The 13,608-nt window shown below is 44.6% G+C and carries 12 protein-coding genes; 6 read left to right on the top strand and 6 right to left on the bottom strand.

Features of this window, described 5'->3' with window-relative positions:
• Positions 1-49: 49 nt before the first annotated feature.
• From gldA to dnaN, 4 genes are all read left to right on the top strand, one after another.
• Positions 50-961 (top strand): gliding motility-associated ABC transporter ATP-binding subunit GldA, encoded by a 912-nt coding sequence (gldA, locus tag AO498_RS05150; RefSeq protein ID WP_067544457.1) that lies wholly within the window; start codon positions 50-52, stop codon positions 959-961.
• On the top strand, positions 958-1,677 hold the full coding sequence (gene gldF, locus AO498_RS05145; RefSeq protein WP_067544456.1) for a gliding motility-associated ABC transporter permease subunit GldF: 720 nt from the start codon (positions 958-960) through the stop codon (positions 1,675-1,677). Before gldA ends, gldF begins: the two co-directional genes overlap by 4 nt.
• Entirely contained in the window at positions 1,674-3,359 is a 1,686-nt protein-coding gene (gene gldG, locus AO498_RS05140; protein ID WP_067544455.1) for a gliding motility-associated ABC transporter substrate-binding protein GldG, read from the top strand. Before gldF ends, gldG begins: the two co-directional genes overlap by 4 nt.
• A 203-nt stretch (positions 3,360-3,562) precedes the next feature.
• On the top strand, positions 3,563-4,687 hold the full coding sequence (gene dnaN / locus AO498_RS05135) for a DNA polymerase III subunit beta (protein ID WP_067544453.1): 1,125 nt from the start codon (positions 3,563-3,565) through the stop codon (positions 4,685-4,687).
• Positions 4,688-4,871: 184 nt separating this feature from the next.
• On the opposite strand, the gene AO498_RS05130 is transcribed toward dnaN, so the two are convergent.
• The 4 genes from AO498_RS05130 to AO498_RS05115 are packed head-to-tail and all read right to left on the bottom strand — an operon-like array spanning position 4,872 to position 7,993.
• Positions 4,872-5,111, bottom strand: a complete 240-nt coding sequence (locus AO498_RS05130) for a VF530 family protein (RefSeq protein WP_067544451.1) — start codon at positions 5,109-5,111, stop codon at positions 4,872-4,874.
• Between the two features lie 38 nt (positions 5,112-5,149).
• Positions 5,150-6,553 (bottom strand): S1C family serine protease, encoded by a 1,404-nt coding sequence (locus AO498_RS05125; protein WP_067544449.1) that lies wholly within the window; start codon positions 6,551-6,553, stop codon positions 5,150-5,152.
• A 57-nt stretch (positions 6,554-6,610) separates the two neighbouring features.
• Complete coding sequence (locus AO498_RS05120; protein ID WP_067544447.1) at positions 6,611-7,000, bottom strand: VOC family protein; 390 nt, start codon at positions 6,998-7,000, stop codon at positions 6,611-6,613.
• A gap of 60 nt (positions 7,001-7,060) precedes the next feature.
• Positions 7,061-7,993, bottom strand: a complete 933-nt coding sequence (locus AO498_RS05115) for a TIM barrel protein (RefSeq protein WP_067544446.1) — start codon at positions 7,991-7,993, stop codon at positions 7,061-7,063.
• A gap of 156 nt (positions 7,994-8,149) precedes the next feature.
• Between AO498_RS05115 and AO498_RS05110 the strand changes: the two genes are divergently transcribed.
• A complete protein-coding gene (locus AO498_RS05110) occupies positions 8,150-9,757 on the top strand; it encodes a sulfatase family protein (protein WP_067544444.1) in 1,608 nt (535 codons plus the stop codon).
• A 12-nt stretch (positions 9,758-9,769) separates the two neighbouring features.
• Positions 9,770-10,939 carry an alpha/beta hydrolase family protein gene (locus AO498_RS05105; RefSeq protein WP_067544443.1) on the top strand — a complete coding sequence of 390 codons (1,170 nt, stop codon included), beginning with the start codon at positions 9,770-9,772 and terminating at the stop codon, positions 10,937-10,939.
• Here AO498_RS05105 and AO498_RS05100 read toward each other — a convergent pair.
• On the bottom strand, positions 10,936-11,733 hold the full coding sequence (locus AO498_RS05100) for a GH25 family lysozyme (protein WP_067544442.1): 798 nt from the start codon (positions 11,731-11,733) through the stop codon (positions 10,936-10,938). The genes AO498_RS05105 and AO498_RS05100 overlap by 4 nt on opposite strands.
• 13 nt (positions 11,734-11,746) lie before the next feature.
• A complete protein-coding gene (locus AO498_RS05095) occupies positions 11,747-13,606 on the bottom strand; it encodes an alpha-amylase family protein (protein WP_067544441.1) in 1,860 nt (619 codons plus the stop codon).
• Positions 13,607-13,608 lie beyond the last annotated feature (2 nt).

The following is a 13,608-nucleotide window of genomic DNA, read 5'->3' as shown; positions in this document are numbered from 1 at the left end:
ATTTTGCCCCTGCCATGCGGGTAATTTCTCTTTTGGTCCTTCCCTTTTTATGTCACTCCAAGTCTCCCTTTTAAGCAAAACCTACGGATCACAGCAAGTACTTGATCAAGTGAGCTTTACCGCTACACCGGGGAGAATTCTGGGTTTTTTGGGACCGAATGGAGCCGGAAAATCAACCACGATGAAAATCATCACCGGGTACATTCAGGCAGATTCGGGAGAAGTAAAAATCCTATCTCAGGATGCACTCTCCCAGCCTCAAAAAACCAGTTCGCTAATAGGATACCTTCCAGAGCACAATCCCTTGTATCTGGACATGTATGTCAAAGAGTTTTTGGAATTTGCCGCCGGCCTGTATGGAATCAAACCTTCGGAAGCCCGAACACGCAGTCAAGAACTAATCCGAAAAACTGGATTGGGGCCTGAACAGCACAAAAAAATCGGGCAACTTTCGAAAGGATATCGGCAGCGTGTGGGCTTGGCAAAAGCGCTCATTCATGACCCAAAGGTGGTCATTCTTGACGAGCCAACTACAGGTCTCGACCCAAATCAATTGGTGGAAATTCGGAAACTAATCCAGGAAGTCGCCCAAGACAAAACCTTGATTTTATCGACACATATCATGCAGGAAGTAGAAGCTATCTGCCAAGATGTAGTCATCATCAATCAAGGGAAAATTCGGGCCGCAGACAGTTTGAACGCACTAAAAACAGCAAGCTCGGGAACTCAACTGATCTTAGAATCAGACGAAGCCTTGGAACTGGTATGGTTCGAACAATTAGGAAAAGTGGCATTTGGTCCCAAGGGAAACACCGAACTGATCCTACTTACCCAAGAACCTAACGAAGCTCGAAGGGCTTTACTTGGGATTCTTCAAGAAAAACATCGCAACTTAATTCGTCTCGACCAGGGGAATAAGAGTCTGGAAACTTTGTTTAGAGAAATCACTTCTACCCCATGAGAAGCCTGTTTTGGAAAGAGATTTATGCCTTTTTTGGTAGCCTCACCGGTTACCTGATTTTAGCTCTATTTCTAGTCGCTTTAGGACTTATCGTTTGGGTTTTTCCTGACACTTCTATACTGAACTATGGCTACGCTGACTTAGAGGTCTTATTTTCCTACACTCCATATGTATTTACGTTTTTGATTCCAGCAATCTCAATGCGGGCAATTGCCGAAGAGCGAAAAACGGGGACTTGGGAGTTATTACGTACCTCACCGCTGAGCCTATTTCAAATCATCTTAGCCAAATACCTAGCACTTTTAAGCTTGGTCATTTTGGCCGTATTACCAACACTGCTCTATGCATTTTCCATTTCTCAATTGGGAAATCCTCCCGGCAACTTGGATTGGGCGGGTTTTATGGGTAGCTGGATAGGTTTATTGATGATCGGAGCGGTGTTTTCTGCGGTAGGAATTTTTGCCAGTTCACTCACGAGTCAACAGGTAGTTGCATTCGTTTTGGGAGTTTTCTTTTGCTTCCTGTTATACTTCGGGATGACGGCACTTTCCGATATGCTGACTGGGTCAATTGCTCTTTGGATAGAAGAGTTGAGTTTAAGTTTTCACTACATCAACCTCAGTCGTGGAGTAGTGGATAGTCGAGATGTTATTTTTCTTCTCGGTATGGTTTGGGTGTTTTTAGGAGGTTCCATTTTAGTGCTAAAAAACCAATGAAAAAGTCAAGCTCAATCCTTCGCCCTCTCCTTTATTGGCTTTCCGGAATAGTGATTTTGGTGCTTCTGGGCCAGTTTGTACGGTTTAGGCTGGATCTCACCGAAGAAAAAAGATACTCCTTGCATCCAGCAACCATTGAGTTGTTACAGAACCTTGACCGACCTTTGGAAGTAGAAATCCTTCTGAATGGAGACCAACTTCCCGGTGGAATGCGACGGCTTCAAAAGTCGATCGAGGAAACGGTGCGAACTTTCGACGCTTACGCAGCTGAGAAAATCACCTTTTCTTATTTTGACCCCCTTTCCATTGAAAATGATTCTTTACAGCTCGAGTTCATTTACACGCTTGCGGGCTATGGAATCAACCCAACCAATTTATATTTTAACCAAACGGCTGGTCAGCAAACACAACGCATTTTCCCAGGTATTTTGGTCACTGATGGGGAATACGAATCAGGAGCACTGATCCTGAAAGGAGAAGCAGGAATGAGTCCGGATGAAAAACTCAATGCCTCCATCGAGAATCTGGAATACGAAATCAGTAATGCCATCCGAAAGCTGACTCAACCTCAAAAAACAGCCATCGCCATGGTTATAGGTCATGGAGAGCTAAGTGAAGATGAGGGATTTGGATTGGTCGAAGCTTTGGATGGGGAATTTGAAATCTTCAAAGTCCCACTGGACCAAGCCAAAAAGGTTGAGGATTTGAGTTCTTTTTCAATGGTTTTGGTGGTGGGTCCACGAGGAACCTATTCGGAACGAGACCTCTATCTGCTGGATCAATATGTGCTACGAGGAGGAAATTTAATTATTGCAGCTGAAGGAGCCGATGTTGATTTAAATCTTGCAGCAGGTGAAGGAACAGTATCTATTCCTTTGGAAAATGAGCTTGACCGTTTGTTGTTTCGATATGGAATTCGGATCAACAAAGACTTGATTCAAGATCTCAATCTGAATTACATCCCGGTCATGGGTGGAAACTTTGGCAATGGGGAACAGATGATTTCCTTGCCTTGGCCCTACTATTTTAATGCTGGAGTCGCCACACCCCATCCCATCACCAAAGGACTGGACCAAGTTAATTTTAGGTTTGCAAGCAGTCTGGATACCGTCAAGGCAGATGGAGTTCAAAAGACTCCGTTGCTATTTGGATCTCAATACATGCGTGCGATTCCTGCACCAGCTCGGGTAGCTTTTTCAGATATGGAGAAGGAACCTAATTTGGAGGATTTCTCTCAAAGTGGATTACCCTTGATGTACCTTTTGGAAGGAGAATTTACCTCGGTTTTCAAAAACAGGTTTAGACCTGAGGAATTTAGCTCAACTGAGTTTTTGGAATCCGGAAAAGGTATAGTGATTGTTTTGGGAGATGGATCCGTTTTTCAAAGTCAGTTCAGCTTGCAAAGCAATGAACCTTTGGCATTGGGAGAAGATCCGTTTGCACAAATGACTTTTGCCAATAAACAATTGCTACTCAACTTAACCCAATACCTTCAAAATCCTGATGGAATTATTTCCTCCAGAACACGGACCCTTCAAATCCGTCCCTTGGACAAGGTGAAAATTGACTCTCAACAAGGATTTTGGCAAGGGATAAATATTGGGCTACCTATCCTGATGCTTAGTGTATTGGGTGGTCTATTGATCGTAATTCGAAAAAACCGATACAGCAAAAAGGCCTGAATTGGCTTTAAAGGGTAAGGGAAAGAAAATTTTCCATAATGCTTCTAGCCCCCCACCGATTTTGCATTTTATTTATAAATTTACCCCATTGGAGTAAAACTTAAATTAAGCCCTATGATATGAAATCTAACTTGCAGCTCCAGTCATTTAAGAATGGACCAAGTGTGATTGCATGTTACCTCTGAAAAATAAATAAATACCATATGAAATTTATTGTTTCCTCTTCTGCTTTGCTCAAGCAGCTCTCGTCAATCAATGGCGTGGTGACTACCAACCCTGTAGTACCTATTCTTGAAAACTTCCTTTTTGAAATCAAGGATTCTGAATTGACCATCACTGCTTCCGATTTGCAAACTTCGATGATGACCCAAATTCATGTTGAAGCCAAAGAGGATGGAAATATTGCAGTACCTGCTCGAATCCTGATCGAAACGCTTAAAAATCTTCCGGAACAACCGGTTACTTTCAGCATCGATCATGACACCTACGCAGTAGAAATTAGTTCTGATAATGGTCGCTATAGACTTGCGGGAGAAAACGCTACAGATTTCCCAAAAATCCCAACCGTAAACAATGCAACTACGGTTGACATGTCTACCGAGGTTCTTTCTTCAGCAATTTCAAATACGATTTTCGCTACTTCTTCTGACGAACTTCGTCCGGCAATGACTGGGGTTTACATCAACTTGAGTCCTACGAATACCACTTTCGTAGCTACTGATGGTCACCGATTGGTTCGTTATCGCAGAGTGGATGTAGCTTCCTCCAATGGGGCTAGCTTAATCATTCCTAGAAAAGCGCTCAACTTGCTGAAGTCTACCTTACCGTCTGAAAATGTTCCGGTTACTGTGGAGTTCAACCAATCCAATGCTTACTTCAAGTTCAACAATATCAAAATGATTTGCCGTCTGATCGACGAGCGATTCCCGGATTATGAAAATGTGATTCCTGTTGACAATCCAAACCGAATGAATATCGACCGCTTGGAATTGTTGGGATCCCTCCGACGAATTGCGATCTATGCAAATAAGACGACCCATCAAGTTCGATTAAAGTTGACCGGAAGCGAATTGATGATTTCGGCAGAAGACTTGGATTTCTCAAACGAAGCAAACGAACGTCTTTCCTGTGACCATGATGGTGAGGATATCGAAATCGGCTTTAATGCAAAGTTCTTGGTAGAAATGTTGAACAACCTTTCTTGCAAAGAAGTAAGCTTGAAGTTTTCTGCTCCAAATCGTGCCGGTCTAATACTTCCAGCTGAGCAGGAAGAAAATGAAGACATCCTCATGCTTGTGATGCCGGTAATGCTCAACAACTACGTATAATCTTAACCACTTACATAAAACAAAAGCCCAGATCGTTGATTTGGGCTTTTTTCGTTTGGGGGGAGATGTTTTCTGGAATTCAATGGAACACCTTCCTCTTTGCTAAATGCATTGAATATATCCGAAAGTATTGTTCTTAGCCGGATCAATTCTGAATTGATTTTTGACTGAAAAATTCAAAAAGTCACTTCGTATCCCTGAGCATTTTCAAATACAATCCCTCCACCCTCTCCCTGGCCCAAGGTGTCTTTCTCAAAAAAGTCAAACTCGATTTAATAGAAGGATTATGGGTAAAGCATCGGATCGTGATCCGCTCCCCGAGTTCCTTCCAACCGTAATGCGAGACCAAATGCTCCAAAATTGTGTCTAGTCGGATGCCGTGAAGGGGATTGTTGGGTTGACTTTGAAAGTGGTTTTCTGACATTTTTTTTAAACTATTTGATAAGGAAACCTTGAGGTAGATCAGATGCCAAATTTGATCGATTCTTCGACATTAAAGTAACCAATCGTACCGCTCAGGCATTTGATCAAGATCGATTTTCCCCGATTGTCCTCCACTACCTTTTGGAACTCCTCGAGGGTATGGACTTCCTGATGATTTGCTTGGGTAATCAACTCACCTATGGACCATTCCATCTCATCTGCTTCTGTACCTTGATAAATATGGGTCACGACTAGCATGGGTTGATCCTGATCGATCACTTTTAGCAAGTCAACTTGCGAATAGGGATCAATCTCCTGAATAGCTTGAATAATTTCGAAACTCAGAGGCTGTATGATCATCCCAAAAACTTCTAAATAAGCTCTTTCATTCAAAATTGGATTGGAGACTATTCCCTTTTGAGGATCACGCATCGCAAAGGCTTTGGTAGTCTCCCTTTTTCCATTTCGCAGATAGGTGATTTCCACTTCCTGACCAATGGGAATCAGTTTGATGATATCAAAAATATTTTTGTGGCGATAGATCCCTTCTTTTCCCATGACGATTCCGTGGCGATCAAATTCTACTTGGTTGATTGAAAGAATCACGTCATAAGGCTGGATTTTGGCAGATTCCAAAAACCCATTTTTCAAGACCTTGGACACAATGACTCCCTTGGCTTGGGATTGATTCAGAAAGAGGTTAAAGTTTTCAGCATTCTTTTGGAGTTTTCCCCCGATATCAGCGAAGTGAGGCTCGTTGAAAAGCAGCAGGTTTTCGATGATGATTTTCACAAAACTTGCAGGCGTGATAAACCCGATATTTTCGGCATTGACCATCATGGCCGTATTGAGTCCTACGACTTCAAAGTTTTCATTGATGCTTGGCCCCCCGGAATTACCTGGATTGATGGCTGCATTGGTGACAAAACGTTCCGTAGTCAATTCCGACCCGGAGATAAAATTGGTGATTTCACCTCCGGTAATATTGGGTTCCACCATCCCAAGTGGATATCCAATTGCTTTGATTGCCTCTCCTCGTGAGGGATTGGTTTTTTCGCTCAGTTCTAGATATGCAATGGGTTGAATGGCAGTTTTTTTGAATCTTTTGAGCTCCTCATCGGTAAGTTTGATCAGAGCAACATCTGGTTCTAGCTGTTTAACCAATCCCACGATTTCTGTGTCAAATCGCTCTTCACTGGTGAGCATGGAGCTGATTTCTACTTTGTAGGCGTTTCGGATGACATGCGCGTTGGTCACAATGTAACCTTCCAGATTTTTGAATTTTACAAAAAATCCTGATCCAGACCAGATTCCGGGGATTTTGATGGATGGATTGAGGATGCTCTGAATATCCTCCTCGATATAACCTTCTACGTGGATTTGTACTACCCCACTCATCATCTCCCGGGCCACATCGGTGAGTTTGTGTTTAGATTTAGTCATAAGAGAAAGCGGAATAATGAAAAGTGATCCTTCTGGAACCTAATGTTAAAAAATATCCTACTCAATTCGCTCAATTAAATCCCAAAGATTTCCATACAAATCCTTGAAGACCGAGACGATACCATAGCTTTCCTCGGAAGGTTCGCGGATAAACTCCACTCCTCGGGAAGTATATTTTCGATAATCCCTCCAAAAGTCATCCGTGTATAAGAATAGAAAAACCCGTCCACCAGCTTGAAAGCCAATTTGCTTCTCTTGAGTTTCGTTTGCTGCCTTGGCAAGCAACAAATGACAAGTGGAACCCGGAGGGGCAACTCGCACCCAACGCTTGGTTTCACTCATGGTTGTATCTTCCAAGAGTTCAAAGTCCAACACCTGAGTGTAATACTGGATCGCTTCGTCATAATCTCTGACGAGCAGGGAGAGTTGTCCGAGTTGTTGGTTCATGGGTCAAAGTTAAAATCTTAGCCTAAAAAAGGCTCCCCGAATTCGAGAAGCCTCCCTTTTTTACATCGACTTTTGAAGGCTTTCTAAAATCTGCCTAATCTCCACAATGCTTTCCCATTCACGATTTCGCTCGCCATGTTCTATCCCCACATGGCCATGGTAGCCATGAGATAGCACAATTTTCATCATGCGCTCATAGTCCAAGTCAGATTCATTTCCAGCATCATCCCAAACCTTGGGTTTTAAACTCACCCCAGCTGCTTGAGGCATCAACTCATCGACACCGCGATAAGAGTCATAGGAGACCGGCTTGCCTTCGATGGCTCCGATTCGGAAATTGCCAAAATCAGGAAGAGTTCCCGCTAATGGATGATTTGCATTTCGAATCGTTTCGGCTAGCCACTTGCCATTGGAGGAGAAGCCTCCGTGGTTTTCAATGACGATGCGAATGCCATGTGGTTCGGCAAATTCGCAAAGCTTATGAATTCCATCACTTACTAGCTTCGACGCTTCAGTAGCGTCGGCTGGATTTTGTGACCAGGCGATATCTGAGTAGCCATTGACCCGCACGGTGTGGCAACCGAGAAACTTGGCAGCTTCGATCCATTTTTTATGATTCTCCACGGCTTTCATCCGGTCTTCATCTGAGCGAGCTCCTAACATTCCTTCCCGGTCCACCATGATGAGTACTTGAGTGATTCCCTCGTTTTGGCAGCGGGTGTTCATTTCCTTCAGGTAAGCCATGTCCTGGGCTTTGTCCATGAAAAATTGATTCACATACTCCACGGCGTTTATCCCATGCTTTTTGGCCTCTAAGGCAAAATCCAGGTGATCGAGCTGTTTCGAAAAAAGGAGGCGATTAACCGACCACTCGGCCAATGAAATCTTGAAAGGCTCAGCTTTCGTCAGTCCAAAACTGAATTGTGGCAATCCCAAACCTAGAGCAGCAGTGGCCAAGCCGGTAGTTTTTAGGAAATTTCTTCTATTAGTCATAAGGGATGAGGTTTTTGGGTGAAAGAAAGTTAGCCATAAAATAATTTGGACCAATATAAATTTGGATAGATGGCAGGCCGGAAAAGGACAGTACCCTTTAGCTTTTTTCTGATAAAATCTTAACTTTTAATCCCACACCCAAAATCAACCTCTGCTATGAAAAAGACTTTTATTTGCCTCATGGGCTTCTTTTTGATTTTCTCTAAAACAGCGGCCCAACAAGACCTTCCGAACATCGTCTGGATCGTGGTGGAGGATATGTCTCCTGAGCATCTGGAGAGCTATAAAGGAACCGGTGGAAAAACTCCTCACCTCAATGCCTTGGCCAAGGAATCGGTGAAGTACATGAATGCTTTTTCGACTGCAGGAGTCTGTGCACCCAGCAGAGCCGCATTAATTACAGGAGCTTACCAAACCTCCATCGGCGCGATGCACATGCGAACTTTGGCAGCTTCTGCCGTAGCTTCTGATGATTATCCTCCGGGGTTTAAAGGCTATTCTGTGGTTTTGCCTGAAGGAATGAAGCCTTACCCATTGATTTTGCGGGAAGCCGGCTATTACACTTCGAACAATTCCAAGGAAGATTACCAATTCCGTAGTCCCGTGACGATGTGGGATGAAAGTAGCCCAAAAGCTCATTACCGTAACAGACCGAACAAAAGCCAGCCTTTTTTCTCCATTTTCAACTTCGTGACCACCCATGAATCTCAGGTTTGGGCAAGAGAAAAAGAACCCTTGAAGGTTGATCCAGCCAAGGTAAAAATCCCTCCTTACTATCCGGATGATTCGATCAGCAGGTATGTCATGGCTCGATTTATCACCAATGTGATGACCATGGATGATCAGGTGGGCGAGGTGATCAAGCAGTTGAAAGAAGATGGACTGTATGACAACACGATCATCTTTTTCTACTCGGATCATGGTGATGGATTACCTTATGTCAAGCGTGAGCTCTATGATCGAGGATTGCGGGTCCCTTTGTTGATCAAAGCTCCATTTTTGGAAGCGGGAACTCGAAATGAAGAGCTGGTCAGTTTTGTGGATTTTGCACCCACCCTACTTTCTTTGGCTGAAATTCCCATACCCGAAAGCATGCAGGGACAAGCATTTTTGGGAGCTCAAAAATCAGCCCCAAGGAAATACATCTATGCCGCACGGGATCGAATGGATAGTGAATACGATCGCGTGAGGGCTGTTTTTGACGGGCGATTCAAATACATCCGAAACTACATGCCAGAAAAGCCCAACTATCAAAATATCCGATTCCGGCTTCAAAATCCTTTGATGCCGCATTTATTAAAACTGCACGAGGAAGGAAAGCTCAATGAAAATCAAGACCGATGGTTTGCCTCATCCAAACCCAAGGAGGAACTCTACGATACTCAATCCGATCCCTATGAATTCAAAAATCTTGCCTCCGACCCTGCTTTTGCTGAGAAGTTGGCCGAGCTGCGCAAATCCCATGAGCAGTGGATTGAAGAATATGGAGATCTTGGAGCGGTGAATGAGATGGAAATGATCCGGACTTGGTGGAAAGGGAAGGACACTCCTCCGGTGACTCCTGCGGCTCAACTCAAATTCGAAAATGGCAAAGTTCACCTGATCTGCTCCAATCCAAGCGCTTCGATCGGCTATCGTTTTTCTAAAAAAGAAGGTTGGAAGGTGTACACAGCTCCTTTTGAAGCCAAAATAGGGGAAACGATCTATGTCAATTCACATCGGATTGGATATGAACCCACAGTAATTTCTCTCGTCATTCAATAAGCGCTCGCTCCTATGAAGAAAGCAATCATACCTATTTCGATATTCCTTCTTTTCCAGGCAACAAGGGTTTTTGCTCAAGAAAGCATGCTCTGCCAAGGCGCCTACTGGACAGAGGATGAAGGGGCCATTTTCATGAACCAAACCGCTTCCACCTGGACTTCGCAAGCGGATTGGGAAAAGAGAGCCGAAGTAATCCGAGAAGGGATTATCAAGGGAATGAAGCTTGAGCAAATGCCTGCCCGAACCGCTCCATTCAACACCATCATCCACAGCACGCGAGAAATGGATGGCTATATCGTGGAGAACATCGCCATCGAAAGCTTTCCCGGATTTTTCATCACGGGAAACCTTTACCGTCCGCTAAATCCAGCTCTAGTTACCAAAAGTCCTGCAATTCTCAGCGTACATGGTCATGGGCCGGATTTACGATTTGGAGAAAGCATGCAAAAGCGAAGTGCAGCATTCGCACGAATGGGCGCGGTGGTATTTGCCTATGACATGATTGGCTATGGCGATTCCAAGCAGGTGGATCACAAAATTCCGATTGCACTCACCCTTCAAACCTACAATTCCCAACGGGTGATAGATTACCTGATTTCTCGTCCGGATGTGGATCCTGAGCGAATCGGCGTGACAGGCGAATCTGGTGGAGGCACTCAGACGATTTTGATTACTGCTTTGGATTCGAGGATCAAAGTTTCAGCGCCTGTTGTGATGGTCTCGGCCTATTTCTTTGGAGGCTGCACCTGCGAAAGTGGGATGCCAATTCACAAAAGCGTAGATCACCAAACCAACAATGTGGAGATTGCCGCTTTGGCTGCACCTCGGCCGATGCTGCTGGTTTCTGACGGAGGAGATTGGACTAAAAATAATCCTCGAATCGAGTTTCCCTATGTGCAAAAAGTCTATTCCACTTACCAGGTAGAAAGTCGTGTAGATAATGTCCACTTAGCCGGCGAGCGACACGACTATGGCAAAAACAAACGGGCTGCGGTCTATAATTTCTTTGGGCACTACCTCGGACTCAATGCCGGGCGAATTCCCTATCAGGATGGGTTTGATGAAAGCTTTGTGACGCTGCTTTCGGCGGATGAACTCAGGGTTTTCAATGAAAAAACTTCGATGCCGGATCGATCTTTGAAGGGGGATGAGGCTGTCATGAATTACCTGAAATTGAACTAAGGCATCTTCAACTTATGAAGTTGAAACCGTCCTCCTCTCAGGACATTCAGGTCAATTCGCTCTCCAATTCCTTCCAAACTTCCTTCTTCAGAAAATTGCCAGATGACCCAGTTTTTTGTTTCTGGTTTATCGATGGGATTGTAATTGGCAACCCAAATTGGGTATTCGTCGAAGCCTTGGCCGTGAAGGACGTCCCAAAAAAAACGGTCACCCGTATATATCATCGGTTTTACGCCAAAATGGGCTTCCACCAAATTCAACCAGTTCTTGATTCCCTGCCTTAACCGATCCCGACTTTGAATAGTACTATGCTTTTCAATATCCAAAACGGGAATCATGTCACCGGATTGGAGCTTTACATTTTTGATAAAATGCTGGGCTTGTTTGGTGCTATTCTCATTCGGGCGATAATAGTGATAAGCTCCTTTGACTAATGGCAGTTTGGAAGCTTCTCTCCAATTTTGCTTAAATCTTTGATCCACACCATTAGAACCCATCGTTACACGGATCACCATAAACTCAATGGGTCGATTTTGGAGTTGTAGCTGTAGTTTTTGAAAATTGATTTTGCCCTGATTTTCTGAAATATCCACTCCCAGAATTCCTACAGGAAAATTTTCAAATACCTTTCCGAATTTGTAACTCTCAGTCCATTTGGGAGTGGGTCGGGTATAATCTGTTAACTCCCTCTTGATCCAGTTTGAATAACGGAAAGTAAAGACCCCAGCCGCGAAAAGAGTCATAAGCATCAAAACGATGACCCAAATCCGGGAAGAATATTGTTTTTGAGGCATGGTTTATTTAATCCTATTGGATTTCAAACACTGCCGATTCCCATGGCCCAAAGTCCAAGTCGATCTCTGCCCCAGTGTCAGTCACTCGCAGCTTGGTCTTCTTTTTTCCAAACATCACTTCCTGAATATCTCGATTTCCAACTTCCAGATTCCAAGCTTTCAGCAGCTCCGGGGAAAGTTTAAGCGTTGTTTTCACCGATTTGAATTCGTCGAAGTTGGTCACTACAATCAGTTTCTGGCTTTTATCCCATCGGGCAAAAGCGAAGGCTTTGTTGGTATAGGCTGGGTTTTGAGATCGGTTGAAGGAATGCAACTCCATATACTCTCCCATCAGCGCCGAACTATTTCGGGTGAAGTTGAGCACTTCAGAGTAGTAGTTTCGCAGCGCTTTTTCATTGGCTGAAAGTAGCCCTCCGTCAAATTTCCCTCCATTCATCCACTTCTGATGCTGAGGTACCCCGATGTAATCAAAGATGGAGGTTCGGCTAGGATCACCAAAACCTGCATCCTCCGCTCCGGGTTCGCCCACTTCCTGCCCGAAATAGATCATGGTTGGTGACGTCGAAACCGTCGCTGACACGACCATGGCGGGCATTGCTTTCCAGGGATTCCCCGCAAACTCCGGGCTGGCAATTCGCTGTTCGTCGTGATTTTCCAGAAAGTGGAGCATGTGGTGCTCAATGTCTTTCAATCCTTCCAGGATCGGCACCAGATTATCCGTCGAACCGTGACCTTTCATGATGTGCTTCAGCGTATCATACAGCTCCACTTTGTCGTAGAGGTAATCCATTTTCCCCTTGCGGATATAGTCTCGGTACAAGGTTGGATTGTACACTTCGGCTAGAAGAAATGCCTCCGGATTGGTCATTTTGATATGGGAATTGAGGTAGGACCAAAACTCCACCGGAACCATCTCGGCCATGTCGAAGCGAAATCCGTCCACGCCTTTGCCTAGCCAAAATTGGGTGATGTCCTTGAATTTTTTCCAGGAATCCGGCACGTCTTTACCCTGCCAAAAGTCATAATGTGCCGTCCAGTCTAGGGAATCAGCACTAGCAGGCAATTCGTCAAAATCCTTTTTGCCATCTGGACTTACTCCGTAATTGATCTTAACAGTCTCGTACCAGTCGTAAAAGTCAGGCTGGGCCAATCGTGAACCGTTGCCTGTCCATTTCGCTGGCTTTTCTTCAAATCTCCCATCGGCGAGCGGATGCTTTTCTCCACCGAGAGGTTGGTAGCCATTTTTGGATTCGGGCACCTGAAATGCTTTACCGGGGATATAGTAGAAATTATTGTTTTTGGTGTATTCCACCATTTTGTCATCGTCTGCCCCAAAGTCACGAACTCCGGCGGGATTGTTTTTTCCCTCATAAAAGCGCGACACGTGGTTGGGCACAATGTCAATGATCACTTTCATGTCGTGCTTGTGCGTTCGAGCGATCAGCGCCTCAAACTCCTCCATCCGCCTGGTCACATCCACCGCCAAATCGGGATTGACTTGGTAGTAATCCCTCACTGCGTAAGGCGAACCTGCGCGGCCTTTGATGATATCCGGATCGTCCGAACTCACCCCGATCTCCGGAAAATCCCCAATCACCCCATGATGAGGAACACCCGTGTACCAAATGTGTGATACCCCGAGTTTTTTGATCTCCTCCAATGCGGTATCCGTGAAGTCGTTGAACTTCCCGACCCCATTTTCTTCCTTGGTTCCCCAAGGTTTGTTGGTAGTATTCGTATTGCCAAAAAGGCGGGTAAAAACCTGATAAACGACGATTTTTTGGGGTTTCATAGGTTCGGATTGTTGAGGTTCGGGTGCTTGGCAGGAAAGTGCTGTTGCTACCAAAACCGCCGGGATTAACATTTTTTTCATCA

Source organism: Algoriphagus sanaruensis (assembly GCF_001593605.1).
GTDB classification, from domain to species: Bacteria; Bacteroidota; Bacteroidia; order Cytophagales; family Cyclobacteriaceae; genus Algoriphagus; species Algoriphagus sanaruensis.
The sequence above is the reverse complement of the archived record's forward strand: the minus strand, read 5'-3'. Positions and strand labels throughout refer to the sequence as shown.